The organism is Sphingobacterium spiritivorum (genome assembly GCF_016724845.1).
Taxonomy (GTDB): domain Bacteria; phylum Bacteroidota; class Bacteroidia; order Sphingobacteriales; family Sphingobacteriaceae; genus Sphingobacterium; species Sphingobacterium spiritivorum_A.
Window position 1 is genome coordinate 2099354 of sequence record NZ_CP068082.1, and the last position, 20514, is coordinate 2119867.

Below are 20514 nucleotides of genomic sequence, written 5' to 3' on the forward strand. Positions count from 1 at the left end.
TCATAAACAACCAATAATCAGCTAAGAGACAACGGGTTTCACGTGGAAGAAATACCTTATGCACAAATCGGAAAACAAGAAGGCCCGCTCAGGTGTTCTACTTTATCACTACAGAGAGATGCAGACTAATACTATGAGACAAACTACAGATACGATATTGATGATCCGTCCGGCATCTTTCAGAAAGAACGAACAGACCGCAACCAATAATTATTTCCAACATGCTATCCCGGGCTGGTCGGATGAGCATATCAATGCTTCTGCGCAACAAGAGTTCGATAACTTTGTCTCCTTATTAAAACAACACGAAATCAGGCTTATCGTCATACAGGATGACGGTCAATACGATACTCCCGACAGCATCTTTCCGAATAACTGGATCTCTTTTCATGAAAACGGACAAATAGTACTGTACCCTATGTTTGCTGAAAATAGAAGAAATGAGCGTAAAATAGATATTTTCACTCCGCTGAAAGATGCGGGATTCTCTGTCACCGACAGCTGGGACCTTACATCTTCAGAAGCGCAACATCTGTTTTTGGAAGGAACAGGAAGCCTTATTCTGGATCGGGTAAACCGAAAAGTATACTGCTCTCTGTCCCCCAGAGCCGATAGTGATCTTGTACACCGTTTCTGTCTGACCATGGATTATACACCCGTTCTGTTTGAATCCTTTCAATCAGTTGGCGAACTTCGTAAAGCGATTTATCATACAAATGTGATGATGGCTGTCGGAGACCATTTTGCGGTACTCTGTGCAGATGCAATAGACAATAAATTGCAACGTCAGCTGGTAATTGACAGCCTTCATAAAGACAATAAAGAAATTGTATTTATTACGGAGGAGCAGGCAGGTAAATTTGCCGGAAACATTTTACAGGTACATGCTGTCTCCGGAGCTCCGTTTGTAGTGATGAGCAGCCAGGCATACGACTGTCTGCTCCCTATACAGATAGATATGCTGTCCCAATATGGCACACTCCTGAAAAGCCCTCTCCACGTGATCGAAACCTGTGGCGGAGGAGGTGCGAGGTGCATGATGGCAGAAGTCTTTCTGCCGCAACAAACGATATCTTAATACAGTATGCTAAACTTAAAATCAAGAGGATTAAAATGCTTGTAAAGCTCACGGAAAAGTTCATCTCCATATTTGACATACAGCAGAGCAAAGTTTTCGGTGCGTTCCTGTAAACCTCCTCCCGGAAACAACTTCTCTTTAACGCGTTCAATCTGCGTCAACGCTTCATTATGATTGCGCTTATCTGCTTTCAGCAGCTTTTTCTCCAGATTCTTTATTGCCTTTTTTAGTCTGGCCTTGACCGCATCCGTACTTGGCCCTAAGCTTGGATCGATTTTATGTGTCCGGAGTTTTATTTTACCGAAAATCGCATTTAGCTCCATCCATTCATCATTAAGATTTAGCCGGTGGGTCGTGTGCCTGCGCACATAGTCATTCTTAAGCGTATTTGCAGGCTTAAATATGCTTTTGAATGTGAGATCCAGACGAAAGATTTTACCGGCAATAGTATCATCCGTGATCATTGCTGAATTACGGGGTACCAAAATCGGAAAATCAACAGCATACTGATCAAAATTTGCTTTTAGCTGAAGCCAGTATACCATTTCCGCTCCCCCGCCAATATAAGCCAGGTTAGGAAGAATTATTTCCTCATACATAGGCCGCATGATCACATTCGGGCTAAAGCGCTCCGGATAGTTATCAATCTCTTTTTCTAATTCTTCCCTGCTGAAATAGACATCCTGATGCAGAACTTCATAACGGCCGTCATCCAGCTTAACAATTCGCTCTCTGTACGTATCTGTTAAATAGAAAAAGTTGATCTCCCGGGCATGCACCTGAGTAGAAAAACCTTTCTCTTCCAGTTCTTCAGACGTTTTCTGAATAGCTTTATAGCTTTTTTCCTGAAGAATATCTTCTTTGATAACCGGAGCAAATACCTTTTTCAATTCTCTGCGATCAGCATCCAGAATAAGCAGGCCATATTCTTTAAAAAGGCTGTGTACAAACGTCCGGGTTGCGTCTGCCAGATTATTATGTTCGATATACGCTTTATCTACTTTATCATTTAGTTTACAGGAATTGTCTGAAAGACCCAATATCGCTTTATACTGTTTGACCGCTTCTTCTATACTTTCGGTAGTCATACGTCCGGTGGCAGATACCGCCGGAGTATCCCAACTTATTTTTTTACCAAAGACACGTGTATGATTTATCTCCTCAAAATCGTGATCTTCTGTCGCCATCCAGTATACAGGCACAAAGTTTTTATCCGGATGCGCCTTTTTCAGATCGTCCGCTAACCGGATAGCCGTAATAATCTTAAAAATAAAATAAAGAGGTCCTGTGAAAATATTAAGCTGATGCCCGGTGGTTACGGTGTAGGTATTTTCGTCAAGTAAGGCCGTGATATTGGCTTCTACGGCAGGAGCATCAGCAAGCAGTCCTGTATATTGATCCCGCAGCTGATCGACCAGCAAAGGCCTGTGTGTGAAAGTCTTTTTGTGTTCAATTTGCTTTGCAAAACCATCCAGATCAGGTCGGTTTCCATAAAATGGCTGGAGCTCCGGATGGTTTTCCAGATAAGCGATTAAGGTCTTGGAAAAACTGTTGGTATCACGGTAATCTATATAAGTTGCTTTCATTCCTGCTTATTAAATTTTGAGTGCATTAGAAAAAAATACACTTGTCCCATAGGGAACCTAACAAAAATAAAAATTTAGCGGGAATGAAAGGCCCTTCTTCTATTATTTGACAATAGTACCATAAAGATCGAAGTCTTCAGCACGGTCAATTTTTACCTGAACAAAATCTCCTATGCGGGCGTAGGCATCTTTTGCAGAGATCAACACCTCATTATCAACCTCAGGAGAGTCATATTCTGTACGTCCGATAAAATAATCACCATCCACTTTATCAACCAGCACTTTATAGATTTTGCCGATTTTCTCCTGATTAATATCGTATGAAATTCCTTGCTGAACCTCCATGATCTGTTCTACACGGGATTCCTTTACTTCTTCCGGTATATCATCCGTCAACGAATAAGCATGGGTTTTCTCTTCATGCGAGTAGGTAAAACAACCGAGGCGGTCAAAACGGGAATCTTCCACCCATTCCAACATCTCCTGAAAGTCCTGTTCAGTCTCACCCGGATATCCGCAGATCAATGTTGTACGAAGAGCAATATCAGGCACTTTATCCCGGATCTGATTCACCAGATCAATTTGTTTTTGTTTCGTTGTCCCTCTCCGCATAGATTTCAGCATATTATCTGAAATGTGCTGAAGAGGCATATCTAAGTAATTACAGATATTCGATCGCTCTGCCATCGCATCCAGTATATCCATTGGAAATCCGGAAGGATAAGCATATTGAAGACGAATCCATTCTATACCGTCTACGTCAGAAAGATTACGCAAAAGGTCAGAAAGATTACGCTTACCATAAATATCCAGACCATAATAAGTCAGATCCTGCGCAATAAGAATTAATTCCTTTGTACCATTAGAGGCAAGGAATTTCGCTTCTTTTACCAGATCTTCCATGGATTTGGAAACATGTTTTCCGCGCATCAACGGGATAGCACAGAACGAACATGGTCTGTTACAGCCTTCTGCAATTTTAAAATATGAAAAGTGTGAAGGTGTAGACAGCATGCGCTCACCCAGTAATTCATGGCGGTAATCTGCTCCTATACTAGATAATAACTCCGGCAAATCATTTGTCCCGAAGTAAGCATCTACACTGGAAATTTCAGCTTGCAACTCAGGTTTATACCGTTCAGACAGACAGCCTGTAACGATTACTTTATTGATTTTACCCTGCTCTTTGAGCTCGCTGTATTGAAGAATGGTATCAATGGATTCCTGTTTGGCATTATCGATAAAACCACAGGTATTGATCACTACAATATCATTATTTTGAATATTAGAGGCTTCATGTACCACCTCCATTTGATTCCCTTTTAACTGGCCCATCAGCACTTCACTGTCATGAATGTTTTTGGAACATCCCAACGTGATCACATTAACACGGGGTTTCTGCTTAATTTCAGCAGGTCTTACAGATTTTGTTTTCATATTACCTTGCAGATTCTTTGAATAAAGAATCAACAAATTCTTTTTTATTGAACAATTGTAAATCGTCTATCTTCTCTCCTACTCCTATGTACTTGACCGGGATCTTAAACTGATCTGAAATACCGATCACGACACCTCCTTTTGCTGTTCCGTCCAATTTTGTCAAAGCCAGCGCATTGACATCTGTGGCCTGAGTAAATTGCGTACACTGCTCGATCGCATTTTGTCCCGTAGAAGCATCCAACACTAATAGTATCTCATGTGGTGCTCCCGGAATAACTTTTTGCATGACATTCTTGATCTTTCCCAACTCATTCATCAATCCCACTTTATTATGCAGGCGACCTGCGGTATCAATAATGGCCACATCATCTCCGTTGGAAACAGCAGACTTGATTGTATCGAAAGCAACAGATGCCGGATCAGAACCCATAGCCTGTGCCACAACACGTACACCGACACGTTCTCCCCATAATTTTAGCTGATCCACTGCTGCCGCTCTAAACGTATCGGCAGCACCTAATACCACCTTATTACCGGCAGCTTTCAATTGGTGAGCAAGTTTACCTATCGTCGTTGTCTTACCAACGCCGTTGACACCTACGACCATGATCACATAGGGCTTATGATTTCCGTATTCAAAGTTTTCGAAGTCAGAGCTGTTATTCTCTGCAAGCAAAGCCTGTATTTCGTCTTTCAGCAGATTGTTAAGCTCAGAAGTATTGATGTATTTGTCTTTTGCAACGCGAGCCTGAATACGATCTATGATTTTCAGTGTAGTCGTCACGCCAACATCCGAAGTAACCAGTATTTCTTCCAGCTCATCAAGCACGTCATCATCCACAGTAGATTTACCGACCACTGCTTTTGTAATTTTAGACAAAAACCCTTCTTTAGTTTTTTCTAAGCCCTTATCTAGCGCTTCCTGTGCTTCTGGCGTTTCTTGCTTCTTTTTGAAAAAATCGAATAATCCCATAGATGTCCTGAGCGAAACCGTGTAATGTAAAATGATTCTGTCGCATAGGTTTTATCCCTTTGCAGAACAGATATACGCATCAAATATACGCAAATTTAGATGTAACGAAAAAAGCCCTTTCGGTAATATACCAAAACGGCTTTTGAGAATTTTTTAAAGAAAAACTTTAAAAAAGGAATATCTTACTGTTTCGTCTTATTTAGTAGCTGCAGCTAAAGCATCTTTCACTTTATCATTGTGAATCATGCTTGATTTGAAAGTATAAGCTCCAGTTTTTGCAGAACGAGTAGTAATAATAACCTTTGTAAATTCTTTACCGCCACCTTTTTGTAACGATGCAACTGCTTTCTTTGCCATGGTTTTATATTTTTTAACTCAATATCCCAAAAGGGATCTTGTGATAATGATTATTTAATTTCTTTGTGAACAGTAACTTTTCTCAACACCGGATTGAATTTTTTCAATTCAAGACGCTCAGTTGTGTTCTTTTTGTTTTTTGTGGTGATATAGCGAGACATTCCCGGAAGACCACTTTCTTTGTGCTCAGTACACTCTAAGATTACTTGTACTCTATTTCCTTTTTTAGCCATTGTTTTACTTTATTTTATATCCGCCTTAACGGGGATTGAATTTCAGAATATTTAATGCAACAGGCGACTGACCTAATTAGATAGATCCTTTTTTAATAAACGTATTAATAGCAGCAGTGATACCGTTCTTATTAATCGTCTTAATCGCCGAAGTTGAAACTTTTAACGTAATCCAACGATTTTCTTCTGGAATGAAGAAACGCTTCGTTTGTAAGTTTGGATAAAATTTACGTTTGGTTTTTGCGTTCGAATTCGATACGCGGTAACCATTTAATGCCGTCTTGCCTGTTAAATCACAAATTCTTGACATGATATCTGATTTTTATTGTTGTCTGTATATTACTAATATGTCTTTTCGCAAAGAGTTTGCAAATATCTATATTTCTTTTTGCAAATACAAGACTTGGAAGGGAAATATTTAAAATATTTATGATGCAGGACAGTTCAGTGCGCAAAAATAACTTTTTATTTTAATCTAACTTTGTATCTTTAATCAAATAGTTTTCAACAATTCACAATGAACAAATATTTACGAAGAGGGCTTATACTATCTGTATCAGGCATACTGATTATATATGGGGGATACTGGATGATGAGTCAGGAGATTGATCTCTATAAGATTATCATGATCCTGGGGGTTCTTATTTTCAGTTGGGGATTTGTAACAATTATCTACAGTCTGATCCGTAAGATAGAAAGAAAGAGCATTATGGAGTCCAGACATGAAGAGCAGCACAAAGATTAATCAGTCAGATATTACTGCTGTCAAATCACTATTTTTGCCTGCCTCAATCCGAACAGCATGCTGCATAAAACAAAAGGTATAGCCCTCAAACTGACAAACTATTCTGAAAGTAGTGTGGTTGTACAGGTCTATACTGAAAGTTTCGGACTACAGTCCTATTTGGTCAACGGGGCGAAAAAACCAAAAGCAAAGATAAAGGCAAACCTCTTTCAGCCACTTCATCTGCTGGAACTGATCGTATATCACAAGGATAACAACAATCTGCAACGCATCTCTGAAGCACACCAGACTCCTCCTTTACTGGATCTGCCCTACAATATTGTAAAGAGCTCTATCGCTATCTTTCTTAATGAGGTCCTGTACAAGTCATTAAAGCAACAGCAGCATGACGGTTTTCTGTTTAATTTTATTTTTCAGTCAATACGCTATCTGGATGAAACGGACCATAGTCTGGCAAACTTTCACCTTACTTTTCTTATAAAACTGAGCATGTTTTTGGGGTTTCTCCCAAATGTGGGAACAAAAGTTCTGCCCTATTTTGACCTGAGAGAAGGAAACTTCAGCAGCTCTTTGCCGGCTCACAGCGATGTACTGCAGCCTCCGCACACTGAAATATTTCATCAGCTTATCGGGTCGACCTATGCATCCGCAGCTCTTCTCAAAATCAATAAAGAAGAGCGTGCCTTATTACTTTCCAAGATGCTGGACTTTTATAATATACATGTTGCGAATTTTGGAGAAATAAATTCAGTGTATATTCTTGAAGAAATATTCCGATAAAAAAAGAGCCGTTTTCGATATCGAAAACGGCTCTTTTCACAATAAATATATCTTGAATCTATTAATTAGATAACTTTTACATTTACCGCGTTAAGACCTTTACGGCCTTGTTCTACTTCGTAAGAAACATTGTCGTTTTCACGAATTTTGTCAATTAATCCAGTAACGTGAACAAAGATTTCTCCTTCACCAGAATTAGGAATGATGAAACCGAAACCTTTGGCTTCATTAAAGAATTTTACTACTCCTTCTTGCATTTTGTATAATATTTAATTCCCTAAAGATATTTATAATTATTTAAAATCGGCAAAAAACATTAAACTAAATTCTCTTTTTTACGTCTATATTTTACTTATAGCCTGAAAAATGGTCAAGTTTTTGACAGGTCTAAGGCATAAAACAACAGATATGAAGAAAATAATATTAGGTATTTTAATTCTAGGAATTATGGGAACCACGTACGCACAACAGCAAGTTACAGACAATATACGCAAGGTGTCAACAAAAGGAAAGGCTGAAAAAGAAGTCACTCCGGACATTATTTATCTTTCTGTATCTTTAAGAGAGTACTACCTGGATGGAAATACCAAAAAGAAAGTAACCATCGAAACACTTGAAAAACAATTGTTTGATGCTGCTATGGCCAATGGTATCAAAAAAGAAGATTTCACCATTCAGAATATTTGGAGCTATAACAACAACGACGCTAAGAAAAAGAAAAACTCAGAATTACTGCAGTCCCGTCAGTATCGTCTTAAAGTAACTGATCTTTCCAAACTAAACAGTCTGTTTGATGATGTAGATGCAAAAGGTCTTCAAAACACATCAATCAATGAATACGACTATTCAGGAAAGAAAGAACTGGAGAAACAATTAAAAACAGAAGCTGTTAATGATGCAAAAAGCAATGCAACTATCTTAGCTGCTGCTGCTGGTGACAAAGTTGGTAAGGTATTAATCATCAATGATAATACAAGTTTCAATTTTGCAAATTATGCGCCTAGTGTACGTGCTATGTCATTCAAATCTGCGGATGCAATGGGCGGAGCACCTGAACAGGAAAGTCTCGACATCGATATCAAACCTATCAAAATATATATGGAGATAGATGCGATTTTTGAATTATTATAATCCATGCCAAAATTTCTATTGCCCGAAGAAAAGGAACTCCGCTTAAAGCAGGATTTTGCCTGGGTAGAAAGAGTATCCTGGATACTGGACAACAAATTTAAGATTGGAGGAGTCCGGTTTGGCCTGGACCCTCTTCTTAATCTGATCCCGTTTGCAGGCAATCTGGTTACCTTTTCGACATCACTGATGCTGGTCATGGTGATGTGGAGAAACGGGGTAAGCTCTAAAGCTGTCGTCAAGATGCTGATCAATATTATGATCGATGCCATACTGGGTGCCATTCCGTTTTTAGGAAATATCTTTGACTTTTTTAAGAAGTCCAATCAGCGCAATGTGGAGATCTTACGGGAACATTATTACGAAGGAAAGCACCAGGGTTCAGGTGTTTGGTTAGTTGCCGCAGTACTGGGTATACTCCTGCTGATCTGCGGAATTATGATTTTCATCCTTTGGAAACTTACCGAATGGATCTATCAACTTATCTTTTAAAAAAGATCTTTCTTTAAGAATAGCGTTAAGCGAAAGTTTAACGCTATTTTTGTTTATAAAGCGATAGCATGAAAAATAAAAGCAGATATATAGCACTTGTGCTGATCATTCTGATGATCACCGCGTTCTTAACAAATCCTCCGCGCGAAAAACACGAAGAGATTATACGCGACAAAGCAAAGCAGATCTTAAAAGAGCAGTTAAGCTACAAGCATCAGGATGCATTTGATTTCGGAATGCAATTATTTGGAGACCAGATGATCAATCAGTTTATGAAAGGAAGTGTACAGATAGACAATTACTTTTTATTCTCTACAACTAAGGTTCGCTGGGAAAATAAACAAACCGTAATCGGTATTGGTGCTTTCGGCAAAGTATGGCTAAGCAGTAAGATAGACGAGAAAATAGCAGATATCATCAAAGTTCTTAAAAAAATATAACCAAAGATAATGCTGGATATCCTACATCAAGATCAGGAGATCGTCGCTATCAATAAACCACATGGTCTGCTGGTACATCGTTCACCTATAGCAAGGGATGCTTCTGAATTTGCACTACAGCTCCTGCGTGATCAGCTTCAGCAACGCGTATATCCTGCCCACCGGCTAGACCGCAAAACAGGAGGAATACTGTTATTCTCGCTTACAAAAGAAATGGACAAGTCATTGCAGCAACTGTTTCAGGATCGAAAAATGAATAAGTCTTATCTGGCAGTGGTAAGAGGATATACAGAAGATGAAGGTCGGATAGATTATCCGTTGAAAAAAGAGAACGGAGAAGAGCAGGAGGCTTTAACGCATTATAAAACATTGTCCCGGTCTGAAATTGATCTTCCTACAGGCAATTTCACAACTTCCAGATATTCTCTTGTAGAAGCCAATCCGGAAACGGGTCGTATGCACCAGCTGCGAAAGCATTTTGCCCATATCTTCCATCCTATACTGGGCGACAGGCCGCATGGCTGCAACAAGCAAAACAAATTGTGGAAAGAACGTTTCGAAATGGATACAATGATGCTTCATGCATCTCAGCTATCTTTTGAACATCCCACAACAGGAAATATAATACTTATAAAAGCCCCCTTACAACCGGAGTTTGAAAGGGTATTATCTATTTTAAAATTAGAGTCACCAAATCTGTAGTCATGAACACATTTATCTTAGAGGTCTTCTGTAAAATAATCGGCATCAGTGCAGCGTCCGGATTAGTCTATAATCAGTCTCATCTGTATCTGATCGCTGATAACAGCCATTACATATATGACTATCACCTCAAAAAAAATCAACTTCAGAAGTTTCCTCTTACCTCTTCTGAAATACTGGGAGAAAATATTATTAAAAAAGAAAAAGCCGACATTGAAGCAATCAGTCTGTATGATAACACGTTATTTCTATACGGCTCCGGTTCGACAGCTAAGCGAAATAAGGGTTTTGAGGTCTTCCCGGACAACTCATTTAAAGTAAATCCGTCTGATCTGACAGCACTTTATTCGAGATTACAGAAAGCGGCAAACATCAGCGAAGCTGATTTTAATATAGAAGGTGCTATTGTAGATCAAGACCGCATCCTCTTATTCAACAGAGGCAACGGACCGCAGAAGCGTAATGTTGTTTTCCAGATCAACCGAAAGCATCCGGAACAGGAAATTCTGTGGAAGGATATTGCTCTGCCGGCCATTAAGACGATCAGCACAGGTTTTACAGATGCCATCTTACATCAGGATCAGATCTATTTTATTGCTGCTGCAGAAGATTCAAATTCCAATTATCACGATGGAGAGATCGGCGGGTCGCTCATCGGAATAATGGATGCCGGGACTTTTGAAATAAAGCGTACTCTCGAGATTTCCACAACACATAAGATCGAAGGCATTACTTTTTATAGCGAAGATCAGAAGTCTGTTCAATTTCTGCTTTGTGAGGATCGGGATAATGACGAAGACGAAGCTATAATATATAAGCTAACCTTATCGAAGTAAACGATTGCACAAAAAGCGTAAACCCTCATTTTTTGTGGGTTTAATTTATAAATTTGTACAAAATTAAACTTAAGTTGTTTATGTCTAAAAATACAGCTCTTACAGAGCATCACATTGCGTTGGGCGCAAAAATGGTTCCTTTCGCGGGATTCAATATGCCGGTTCAATATTCTGGGATTAATGACGAACATGAAACTGTACGCAACGGTGTCGGCGTGTTTGATGTAAGTCACATGGGTGAATTTATTTTAAAGGGAGACAATGTCCTGGATTTACTTCAGAAAGTATCTTCAAACGACGTATCCAAATTATATGACGGAAAAGTACAGTACGGCTACCTTCCGAATGAAAATGGTGGTGTCGTAGATGATTTTCTGACTTACCGTATTGATGAAAAGACTTATTTCCTTGTTGTCAATGCATCCAATATAGAAAAAGACTGGAACTGGATCAGCAAATACAATACATATGGTGTTGAGATGAAAGACATCTCTGACCAGACTTCATTATTTGCAGTTCAGGGTCCTAAGGCTGCAGAAGCTCTGCAATCCCTTACTGATATAGAGCTTGCTCCAATGGAATATTATACATTTGCTAAAGGTACTTTCGCAGGTGTAGACAATGTATTGGTGTCTGCTACAGGATACACCGGAGCAGGTGGTTTTGAAATTTATGTTGCCAATGAGGATGCACAGAAAGTATGGGATGCCATATTTGAAGCTGGAGCGGCTTACGGCATTAAACCAATCGGTTTAGGTGCGAGAGATACACTTCGTCTGGAAATGGGCTTTTGTCTGTATGGCAATGATATTGATGATAACACTTCACCATTAGCTGCAGGATTGGGCTGGGTAACGAAATTCACAAAGGATTTTGTAAATTCTGCGAATCTGAAAGCCGAAAAAGAAGCCGGAGTAAAACAAAAATTAGTGGGTTTTGAAATGATAGACCGCGGTATTCCCCGTCACGACTATGAAATAGTAGATGCAGACGGAAATGTTATCGGTCGTGTTACTTCCGGAACGCAGTCACCATCACTGAAAAAATCTGTCGGATTAGGCTATGTTGATCAGGCTTTCGCTAAAGAAGGGACAGAGATTTTTATCCACATCCGTAATCAGAAAATTAAAGCTAAAGTGGCAAAACCGCCATTTGTAAAATAGAAAAAGAAACGGGCTTAAAATTAAGCCCGTTTCTTTTTCTTCTTTGTTGTCGTCGTAGTCTTCAACGAAACCTGCTGAGGTGTTCTTGTCTTTCTTCTGACCTGTTTCAGCAACACAATTTTCAGGTAGATCAGTACGACTCCCAGCGCAATTGACAGTCCGAAAATTAATGCATTCCCACTCTTGTAAGCTGTATATCCGATCATGATAAGCAACATCATACCCACATTCAGGCCTACATTATAAATAATCTCTTTTTTCATTTATTAAACTTATTTTTCTGAACGGAATGGATTACCCTATTCCGTAAAAACCAGAAATATACAGCTCCCGCCAGAATATTGCCCATTACAATGAAAATGGCTAATCCCAATCTTTCTACATTAGAAATCCTCCCCGAAAGAAAAATCTCCCTCAGGACCAGAAATACCCAGATCAGGGAAATCAATAACGAAACACTTATAATAAGTGTCGCAAACTGTATATTGATAAAACAGGAAAACAGACCTATTACATAAAAAGCAAGACTAAACAAAAAAGCCTGTTTGGTCTGATGCTCCAGATTTTTCATGTGCAGACTAATAAACGTCCAGCTCAGGATCGATCTCTTCTTTCCAGGCCAGAATACCTCCCTTAAGGTTTGCCAGATTATCAAATCCCTGCTGCTCAAGAAGCATTACGGCTTGTGCACTGCGTTTGCCGCTACGGCACTGGATAATAACAGGTTTGTCTTTCGCAATTTTTTCAGCTTCAATAACAATACCTGCCAAAGGAATATTAAGTCCACCCAGATTAGACACTTCATACTCAAAGGGTTCGCGAACATCTATTAGTTGAAAATCTTCATTATTATCGATTTTTTGCTTTAATTCAGCAACGGATACTTCTTTCATGATTTCTTAAAATATTTTAATCAAATATAAGGATTTGCTTCAAGGAAAAAGGAATAATGAACTGCTCTTTAGTGTTAAAAAAATAGTCCTAACAATTTCTTCTCCCCGTCTTCGGGAAGGTTCCTGTTGCGGCCGTTACATGTAAAACCTATTTTTGTTAAAAATCCGTATCTTGTCCATGTAAATACCTTTTTAATTATGAACAGAATTAATGCTTTATTTTGTGGTTTGTTTGTATTTGCCTCTCTTAATAGTACGGCACAAAAATCCACAACCCCTGTTGTAGATAATGCCTATATCACCAATATCCTCAATACACTCGCGTCAGATGAGATGCGGGGACGTTCGGCCCTGACAAAGGACATCGAGAAAGCAGCAGATTATATCGCAGGTGAATTTCAAAGTATAGGTCTGGAGCCATATGCAGAAAAGAACTACCGTCAGACTTTTCAGGTACAAAAGATTAGCCCGTCCGTTCCGAAAGTATCTATTGATCAAACCCCTGTCTCACCAGAAAATGTAATGATCCTGAGCCGCGTAAAAGATTTGCACCTGGATGCAAAAAGTGGTACTAAAGTAATAAAGATAGAGGCTGGCAGTGATTTTTCAGAAGAGTTCAGAAAAATTGTACAAAGCGGAATCCAAAATGCAATTGTTCAGGTAGATACGTCTTTTAAAGATATGTTTAAACGTTTTCAAAAGATATATGAAAAAGAAAGTCTGGTTACAGACGGCAATGCGGTCTTCACAAATAGTTTTGTCTTTATTCTCGGCCATCAGATTTCAGATAATTATGAGATAGAATTTAAGAATAACTATGAAAGTATACCTATGTTCAATGTGGCAGGTATAATTCCGGGAAAATCCAAAGCCAGCGAATATGTAATCTTTTCAGCACACTATGACCATATCGGCATTCTGACTCCCGAAGGACAGGATTCTATTGCCAATGGTGCAGACGATGATGCGTCAGGTGTAACGGCTATGATTGCTTTGGCAAAGCATTTTAAAAAAGTAAATAAGAATGAAAGAACGCTTATTTTCGTGGCCTTCACCGGAGAAGAGCTTGGTATGTACGGTTCCACTTATTTTTCCAAACACATTAATCCGGATCAGGTCACAGCCATGATCAATATGGAAATGATTGGTAAAGATTCCAAATTCGGCCCCAATACGATGTACATTACGGGTTATCATCAATCCAATCTCGGAGAATTGATGCAGCAAAATCTGAAAGGTTCTAAATTTAAATTTTATCCGGATCCCTATCCGCAGCAGAATCTGTTTTACAGAAGTGATAATGCTGTCTTGGCGGCACAAGGTGTACCTGCTCACTCTTTTTCAACCAGTCAGATGGATCAGGATACCTACTACCACACTGTAAAAGATGAAGTAAGCACACTGAATATCGAAAATATAAAAGCCAGTATTGAGGCAATTGCCATTGGTATTACGGGTATCGTCAACGGTAAACAGACACCATCCAGAGTGGAAAAACTAAGGGAGTAAACGCTGCATGACATAATCATCCAGCACATAACCAAAATAAGGGATATCTACTTCTTCAGAGACGTGGAATCCCTCTTTTTTATAAAAATGGTAAGCCGGATTATTCCGGTTTACATTAAGTTCCAATACCTTACAGCCAAACCGTACGCCCTCATCTTCTGCAAATGAAATAAGTCTACTTCCAAACCCTTTTTTTTGCGCAACAGCAAGTAAATAAAGTTTTTCTATGCGCAGCACAGCAGCATCCTCAGGTTTCAATCTGACAGATAAAAAGCCCTGTTCCTCTCCTTCATCATACAGGATATAAAACAAATGCCCCTCTTTCATCAATTGGCTGATTGCAGATGCTGTGTAACTCTTCTCCAGCATAAATTCAATCTGATCGGCTGATAAGATTTCAGGGTATGTAGTATAATAACTGGCCCAGCCAATTTGAGCAATAGTTTCCGCTTCATGCTCCGTTGCCTTTTGGATGGTAATGCTCATCGTTCTTCTTCTATAAACAGAAATGTAGGTTCATCAAATTCTATCTTAAAAAATCCTTCGGCAGAAGTTTTATAGTGATTATCTCCAATTGCGGTCAATCCATGTGTACGTATTTTATCCGAACCGACAACACGTAATATCTCTCCCTGCGGCTTCCACTTTTCATAAGGAGACTTTACCAGGACTGTTCTTCTCTCTGTGGATATAATAACCATGTCCAGCTTGTCTGCGTAGGAAAGCAATAGCTCAAACGGGATGTGATCTGTTATAACATTGACGGCCCGATGTCCGTTTTCGACAAGATAATGTAGCGCACTGCTGAGGTAGGATTGTTCTACAGGAAATATTCGGGTATGTTCCTGTATATCGATATCATATACGGAACCGTGAAGAAAAAGAACATCTACCTTAATCCCCAGACTTTCGAGCGCATCGTAACTGGCGTCACTGCTGATAAGTGTAGGGCTCCATTCCAGTAACTGACCTAAGGATTCTTCATCGATAGCATCCAGTACATCTATCAATAAGGCCGGCTCTTGATTTTCACGGACAATGTGGTGAGAAGACATATTAATTTCCTAATTTACGAAGTGCGATATAAGCCATCAGACCCATACCTGTTCGTAGCGATTGCTCATCAATATCAAATGTAGGGGTATGTACCGCTGAGGTAATTCCGCGGGCTGTATTAGCCGTTCCCAATCGATAGAAACAGGCGTCCGTTTCCTGAGAATAATATGAAAAATCTTCTGCTGCAGGCCACAGATCCAGATCCACAACATTCTCTTTCCCCAGATAATCTTCGGCCAGCAATCTGGCCTGACGGGTTGTTAATTCGTCATTAATTAAGAAAGGATAGCCTTTACGCACTTCAAAGTCGCAGACAGCGTCCATGCTTTCGGCTATGCCAACAGCCATCTTAATCATTTTTTCGTGTGCTTCAGCACGCCATTTTTCATCAAATGTTCTGAAAGTTCCTTCCAGATAAACTTCATTGGGAACTATATTTGTTGCACCATTTGCCTGTACCTTACCCCAGGATAATACAGTAGGTGTACGCGGATCTGCCATACGGCTTACAATCTGCTGTAAAGCGGTAATAATATGTGCTGTGATGACAATAGGATCTATATTCTGGTGAGGATGTGCTCCATGGCCGCCTCTGCCTTTGACAGTCATAAACAACTCATCACAGGAAGCCATATACTTACCTTCTCTGAAACCGACTTTCCCGGTTTCGATAAACGGCATTACATGTTGTCCGATGATAGATTTGGGTTCCGGATTATGCAATACTCCTTCTTTGATCATCAGTGATGCTCCGCCAGGAAGACGTTCTTCTCCCGGCTGAAAGATCATTTTGACTGTGCCAGAAAAAGTAGATTTGAGACGATGAAGAATTTTGGCAACCCCTAGCAAAGAGGATGTATGAGCATCATGTCCGCAGGCATGCATCACACCCTGATTGGATGAACCATATGATCTGCCTTCTACTTCCTGAATCGGTAAAGCATCGATATCTGCCCGGAGGGCAATTACCTGTTCACCTGGAAGATCTCCTTTTACTAATGCCACTACACCTGTATTGGCCATTGTTGTAAACGGAATATCCAGCTGTCTTAACTGATCCTGTATGAAAGCAGAAGTATTGTATTCTTCAAAGGAAAGCTCAGGATGCTGATGCAGATGTCTTCTGATAGCTATAATATCATTTAAAAACTCTTCTGCAAGCTGTTGTACCTGTTCCTTTGAAATTGTCATGATTAGCAACTTTAACGATAGACGTAAACGTCTTCTGTAAAGACGAATACATTATCAAACTGAGACCTTAAAATACGCATCAGATTGTTTGCTTCTGAGCGACTTGTAAAGTCTCCCACTTTTACACGGTAGTTTGGCTCGTCATAATTAACATAAGCCTCGTACTCTTTATATAGGTTTTTGAACCTTCCCTGTTCAGCATATGCCTCGTTACGGCTGGCTCCGGAAAAGATCTGTACTCTGAATCCCCGAACTTTGACACGCTTCATCTTGGATTTATCCACTACAGAGGTTTTTCCTATAGAAACTGTCTTTTTTTCAAGAGAGGGATTAATACCTTCTTCCGATCTGTAGGCTTGCAGAACCGAGATCAGGGAGTCCTTAAACACCTCAACCCGTCCTAATTGCTGTGCTTTCGCAAACACTGCACATCCAAACATCAAAAAAAATAGTATTAATCCCTTTTTATACATTGTGAATACTTTATTCTTCAAAAAGATTAACTGTTTTTGCCGTGGCAATTTTTGTATTTTTTACCTGATCCGCAAGGACAATCATCGTTTCTGCCTACAGTAGCTTCTTTTCGGATAGGCTGTGTAACGGCATTTTCTCTGGTGTCCTGTACATCTTCATCACTCACTCCGGTCGGAGAAGTCAGTTCTGCTTTTGAAGCAACAACTCTTGCCGGCTGTGCCGGTATAGGGCGAGCTTCAGCCACTTCCTGTGTCTGACCCGGGATTTCTCCTTTAAATAGGAAGCTGACAATTTCTTTATTCATCGAAGCTAACATCGATTTAAATAAAGAGTAAGCTTCCATTTTATAGATAATGATCGGATCTTTCTGTTCGTATACCGCATTCTGAACAGACTGTTTCAAGTCGTCCATCTCACGAAGGTGTTCTTTCCAGGCTTCGTCTATCAATGCCAGTACTATACCTTTTTCGAATGATTTGAAGACTTCTCTTCCGTTTGTTTCGATTGCCTTTTTCAGATTAGTCGCAACCTGAATACCACGGATACCATCCGTAAAAGGAACAACTACATTTTCGATAACATTACCACGCTCAGCAAACACATTCGCCAGTACAGGCAATGTCTGTGTTCCGATCTGAACAGCTTTATTGTGATAATGACTGATCACCTGATCAAACAAACGATCTGTTAATGTAGTAATATTACTTTGTGCAAATTCTTCTGCTGTAACTTCCGGATCCAAAGCAAACAGTCTGATCACTTCCAGTTGGAACTCTTCGAATGATCCTCCTTCTTTTGTTTCTGCTACGATATCCTCAACAACATCAAAAATAGTGTTATTCAAATCTACATCCAGACGCTCTCCGAATAATGCATTTTTACGTTTAGTATAAATAACTGTACGCTGCGAGTTCATCACATCATCGTATTCCAGTAAACGTTTACGGATACCGAAGTTATTTTCCTCTACTTTGCGTTGAGCACGTTCGATAGATTTCGTCAGCATGCTGTGTTGCATCTCTTCGCCCTCTTCCACACCCATTTTTACCATGATGTTAGAAATACGCTCAGAAGCAAACAGACGCATCAGGTTGTCTTCCAGAGAAACGAAGAACTGAGAAGAACCCGGATCTCCCTGACGACCCGCACGACCTCTCAGCTGACGGTCTACACGACGTGATTCGTGACGCTCCGTACCGATGATAGCCAGACCACCTGCTTTGATGACATCTTCACTAAGCTTAATATCCGTACCACGACCCGCCATATTTGTAGCAATAGTCACTGTTCCGGCTTTACCTGCTTCAGCAACGATATCTGCCTCTTTCTGGTGTAATTTAGCATTCAGTACATTGTGTTTGATACCTCTCATCTTCAACATACGGCTCAGTAATTCGGAGATCTCCACTGAAGTCGTACCCACCAGTACCGGGCGGCCTTCTTCTGTCAGTCTCTGTATCTCCATTGCTACTGCATTGTATTTCTCACGAGCGGTACGATAAATCAGATCATTTCTGTCATCACGCTGAATTGCTCTGTTTGTCGGGATTTCTACAACATCCAGTTTATAGATTTCCCAAAGCTCTCCTGCTTCTGTAGATGCTGTACCCGTCATACCAGACAATTTGTGGTACATACGGAAGTAGTTCTGTAAAGTAATCGTAGCGTATGTCTGTGTAGCGTCCTCTACTTTTACATTTTCTTTTGCTTCGATCGCCTGATGAAGACCGTCAGAATAACGACGTCCTTCCATAATACGACCTGTCTGCTCATCTACGATTTTCACTTTTCCGTCATCGACGATATACTGATCATCGATTTCGAATAATGTGTATGCTTTTAATAACTGATTGATCGAATGAATACGCTCAGATTTAACAGCGTAGTCACGTAACAACTCTTCTTTTTTATGAACTTTCTCTTCTGTAGTAAGTGTTGATTTTTCAATTTCAGCAATCTCTGTACCTACATCCGGAAGAATAAAGAAACTTGGATCTTCACCTGATGCCGTGATCAGTTCGATACCTTTATCTGTCAGCTCTACCTGATTATTTTTTTCATCGATGACGAAGAATAATTCCTTATCTACCTTAGGCATCTGACGGTTTTGCTCCGCCATATAGTAGTTCTCTACCTTTTGAAGAATTTGTCTGTTACCGCCTTCACTCAGGAATTTGATTAATGCTTTATTTTTTGGAAGACCTCTGTAAGCACGTAATAAGGCCATTCCTCCGCCTTCTACATCTGAATCACCGGCATTGATCGCTTTTTTAGCATCATTCAGGACAGTATTGATATAGTTTTTCTGTGCATTTACCAATCGCTCGATACGAGGTTTCAATTGGTAGAACTCATGTTCATCGCCACGTGGAATAGGTCCGGAGATAATCAACGGTGTTCTGGCATCATCAATTAATACAGAGTCAACCTCATCGATCATGGCATAGTGCAGCTTGCCTTGTACCAGTGCATCGGGAGTCTGCGTCATATTGTCACGCAGATAGTCAAAACCAAATTCGTTATTTGTACCGTAAACAATGTCAGAAGCATATGCTTTACGACGTTGCGGAGAGTTTGGCTGGTGCTTGTCTATACAGTCTACACTCAATCCGTGGAACTCGAATAACGGGCCATTCCACTCCGAGTCACGACGAGCAAGATAATCATTGACCGTTACGATGTGAACTCCTTGTCCTGAAAGGGCATTCAGATAAGTAGGTAATGTTCCTACTAATGTTTTACCCTCCCCTGTAGACATCTCAGAAATTTTACCCTGATGTAATACAATACCACCTATCAACTGCACATCATAGTGAACCATGTTCCATTTCACTTCTGTACCGGCAGCAATCCATGTATTTTTCCAGAACGCTTTATCACCTTCTATAATGACATTCGGTTTGCGGGATGCTATTTCTCTGTCAAACTCAGAAGCCGTAACTTCCAGCTGATCATTTTCGGAAAGACGTCTTGCTGTTTCTTTTACTACTGCAAATGCTTCAGGTAAAATTTCCATCAACACTTCTTCCAGTTTTTTATCACGATCCTTTTTCAGTTTATCTATTTTATCATAGATTTCTGTTTTATGCATCATATCGACATCATCAGCATCAGCCTCTGTTTTCAGGGCATTGATTTCCTCATCGATATCAGCTAAGTATTCTTTAATTCGGTTTTTGAAGTCTGTTGTCTTAGCGCGCAGCTCATCATTGGTTATACTGGATAACTTTTCGTATTCAGCTTTGATTTTGGTAACAATGGGTTGGATAACTTTGATATCCCTTTCGGATTTACTACCAAATAATTTACTTAAAAATTTTAACATAATTTTTTATCTATCTCAATTTATAGCATTTCGCAATAATGACTCCAAAACTATTTTGCAGACAATTTGACACTAATCGGGCAAATTTAGTTATTAGATATGATAACTTACAA

General features: G+C 39.8%; 25 protein-coding genes. 10 read left to right on the top strand and 15 right to left on the bottom strand.

Translation table 11 applies throughout. The annotated features are described in order from the left end of the window. Positions 1–133: 133 nt before the first annotated feature. Positions 134–1078, top strand: a complete 945-nt coding sequence (ctlX, locus tag I6J03_RS08775; RefSeq protein WP_039990234.1) for a citrulline utilization hydrolase CtlX — start codon at positions 134–136, stop codon at positions 1076–1078. Here the strand turns inward: ctlX and bshC are convergent. The 6 genes from bshC to rpmB form a co-directional block, all read right to left on the bottom strand. Beyond that, positions 1075–2664, bottom strand: a complete 1590-nt coding sequence (gene bshC / locus I6J03_RS08780) for a bacillithiol biosynthesis cysteine-adding enzyme BshC (protein ID WP_003009537.1) — start codon at positions 2662–2664, stop codon at positions 1075–1077. The two genes, ctlX and bshC, sit on opposite strands and share 4 nt — an antisense overlap. 102 nt (positions 2665–2766) lie before the next feature. Then, on the bottom strand, positions 2767–4101 hold the full coding sequence (rimO, locus tag I6J03_RS08785; protein ID WP_003009540.1) for a 30S ribosomal protein S12 methylthiotransferase RimO: 1335 nt from the start codon (positions 4099–4101) through the stop codon (positions 2767–2769). A 1-nt stretch (position 4102) separates the two neighbouring features. Continuing rightward, positions 4103–5077, bottom strand: a complete 975-nt coding sequence (gene ftsY / locus I6J03_RS08790) for a signal recognition particle-docking protein FtsY (RefSeq protein WP_002998405.1) — start codon at positions 5075–5077, stop codon at positions 4103–4105. 195 nt (positions 5078–5272) lie between these two features. Then, the gene (locus I6J03_RS08795; protein WP_002998407.1) at positions 5273–5434 is read right to left on the bottom strand and encodes a DUF4295 domain-containing protein; all 162 of its coding nucleotides are present in this window, start codon (positions 5432–5434) and stop codon (positions 5273–5275) included. A 50-nt stretch (positions 5435–5484) separates the two neighbouring features. Next, a complete protein-coding gene (rpmG, locus tag I6J03_RS08800) occupies positions 5485–5667 on the bottom strand; it encodes a 50S ribosomal protein L33 (RefSeq protein ID WP_002998409.1) in 183 nt (60 codons plus the stop codon). A 76-nt stretch (positions 5668–5743) separates the two neighbouring features. Then, the gene (gene rpmB, locus I6J03_RS08805; RefSeq protein ID WP_002998411.1) at positions 5744–5977 is read right to left on the bottom strand and encodes a 50S ribosomal protein L28; all 234 of its coding nucleotides are present in this window, start codon (positions 5975–5977) and stop codon (positions 5744–5746) included. A 207-nt stretch (positions 5978–6184) separates the two neighbouring features. Here rpmB and I6J03_RS08810 point away from each other — a divergent pair, with 207 nt between their 5' ends. Both I6J03_RS08810 and recO read left to right on the top strand, forming a co-directional pair. After that, positions 6185–6412: a hypothetical protein gene (locus I6J03_RS08810; protein WP_003009545.1), complete on the top strand. Its 228-nt coding sequence runs from the start codon at positions 6185–6187 to the stop codon at positions 6410–6412. A gap of 57 nt (positions 6413–6469) precedes the next feature. Then, positions 6470–7192 (top strand): DNA repair protein RecO, encoded by a 723-nt coding sequence (gene recO, locus I6J03_RS08815; RefSeq protein ID WP_003009548.1) that lies wholly within the window; start codon positions 6470–6472, stop codon positions 7190–7192. Between the two features lie 65 nt (positions 7193–7257). Here the strand turns inward: recO and I6J03_RS08820 are convergent, their stop codons facing one another. Continuing rightward, positions 7258–7449 (bottom strand): cold-shock protein, encoded by a 192-nt coding sequence (locus tag I6J03_RS08820; protein ID WP_002998417.1) that lies wholly within the window; start codon positions 7447–7449, stop codon positions 7258–7260. Between the two features lie 151 nt (positions 7450–7600). On the opposite strand from I6J03_RS08820, the gene I6J03_RS08825 reads away from it, so the two are divergent. The 6 genes from I6J03_RS08825 to gcvT all read left to right on the top strand — a co-directional run bounded on the left by I6J03_RS08825 (position 7601) and on the right by gcvT (position 11953). Continuing rightward, positions 7601–8323, top strand: coding sequence for an SIMPL domain-containing protein (locus I6J03_RS08825; protein ID WP_232279773.1), 723 nt, complete (start codon positions 7601–7603; stop codon positions 8321–8323). Between the two features lie 3 nt (positions 8324–8326). Further along, positions 8327–8812, top strand: a complete 486-nt coding sequence (locus I6J03_RS08830; protein WP_003009556.1) for a DUF4112 domain-containing protein — start codon at positions 8327–8329, stop codon at positions 8810–8812. A 68-nt stretch (positions 8813–8880) separates the two neighbouring features. Then, positions 8881–9252 (top strand): DUF4359 domain-containing protein, encoded by a 372-nt coding sequence (locus I6J03_RS08835; protein WP_003009559.1) that lies wholly within the window; start codon positions 8881–8883, stop codon positions 9250–9252. Positions 9253–9261: 9 nt separating this feature from the next. Next, complete coding sequence (locus I6J03_RS08840) at positions 9262–9954, top strand: pseudouridine synthase (protein WP_003009561.1); 693 nt, start codon at positions 9262–9264, stop codon at positions 9952–9954. Between the two features lie 2 nt (positions 9955–9956). Continuing rightward, entirely contained in the window at positions 9957–10790 is an 834-nt protein-coding gene (locus I6J03_RS08845) for a DUF6929 family protein (RefSeq protein ID WP_003009563.1), read from the top strand. 80 nt (positions 10791–10870) lie between these two features. Then, a complete protein-coding gene (gene gcvT / locus I6J03_RS08850) occupies positions 10871–11953 on the top strand; it encodes a glycine cleavage system aminomethyltransferase GcvT (protein ID WP_003009566.1) in 1083 nt (360 codons plus the stop codon). 20 nt (positions 11954–11973) lie between these two features. Here gcvT and I6J03_RS08855 read toward each other — a convergent pair whose 3' ends face one another. From I6J03_RS08855 to I6J03_RS08865, 3 genes are read right to left on the bottom strand one after another with little or no spacing between them, the layout of a single operon-like run. Further along, positions 11974–12216 (bottom strand): DUF6358 family protein, encoded by a 243-nt coding sequence (locus I6J03_RS08855; RefSeq protein ID WP_003009569.1) that lies wholly within the window; start codon positions 12214–12216, stop codon positions 11974–11976. Then, a complete protein-coding gene (locus I6J03_RS08860; protein ID WP_003009572.1) occupies positions 12213–12524 on the bottom strand; it encodes a hypothetical protein in 312 nt (103 codons plus the stop codon). The genes I6J03_RS08855 and I6J03_RS08860 overlap by 4 nt, the downstream gene beginning before the upstream one ends. 7 nt (positions 12525–12531) lie before the next feature. Next, positions 12532–12846: a rhodanese-like domain-containing protein gene (locus I6J03_RS08865; protein WP_003009575.1), complete on the bottom strand. Its 315-nt coding sequence runs from the start codon at positions 12844–12846 to the stop codon at positions 12532–12534. A 198-nt stretch (positions 12847–13044) separates the two neighbouring features. On the opposite strand from I6J03_RS08865, the gene I6J03_RS08870 reads away from it, so the two are divergent. Then, a complete protein-coding gene (locus I6J03_RS08870; RefSeq protein WP_003009578.1) occupies positions 13045–14355 on the top strand; it encodes a M28 family metallopeptidase in 1311 nt (436 codons plus the stop codon). Here the strand turns inward: I6J03_RS08870 and I6J03_RS08875 are convergent. Genes I6J03_RS08875 through secA form a run of 5 tightly spaced genes read right to left on the bottom strand, consistent with a single transcriptional unit; the run spans position 14344 to position 20401 of the window. After that, on the bottom strand, positions 14344–14841 hold the full coding sequence (locus I6J03_RS08875) for a GNAT family N-acetyltransferase (protein WP_003009581.1): 498 nt from the start codon (positions 14839–14841) through the stop codon (positions 14344–14346). The genes I6J03_RS08870 and I6J03_RS08875 overlap by 12 nt on opposite strands. Next, positions 14838–15410, bottom strand: coding sequence for a hypothetical protein (locus tag I6J03_RS08880; RefSeq protein WP_003009583.1), 573 nt, complete (start codon positions 15408–15410; stop codon positions 14838–14840). The genes I6J03_RS08875 and I6J03_RS08880 overlap by 4 nt, the downstream gene beginning before the upstream one ends. Before the next feature lies 1 nt (position 15411). Then, on the bottom strand, positions 15412–16602 hold the full coding sequence (locus I6J03_RS08885; RefSeq protein ID WP_201694323.1) for a M20 metallopeptidase family protein: 1191 nt from the start codon (positions 16600–16602) through the stop codon (positions 15412–15414). A gap of 11 nt (positions 16603–16613) precedes the next feature. After that, positions 16614–17042, bottom strand: a complete 429-nt coding sequence (locus tag I6J03_RS08890; protein WP_236586221.1) for an SPOR domain-containing protein — start codon at positions 17040–17042, stop codon at positions 16614–16616. A 59-nt stretch (positions 17043–17101) separates the two neighbouring features. Then, positions 17102–20401, bottom strand: coding sequence for a preprotein translocase subunit SecA (secA, locus tag I6J03_RS08895; protein ID WP_003009594.1), 3300 nt, complete (start codon positions 20399–20401; stop codon positions 17102–17104). Positions 20402–20514: the final 113 nt, after the last annotated feature.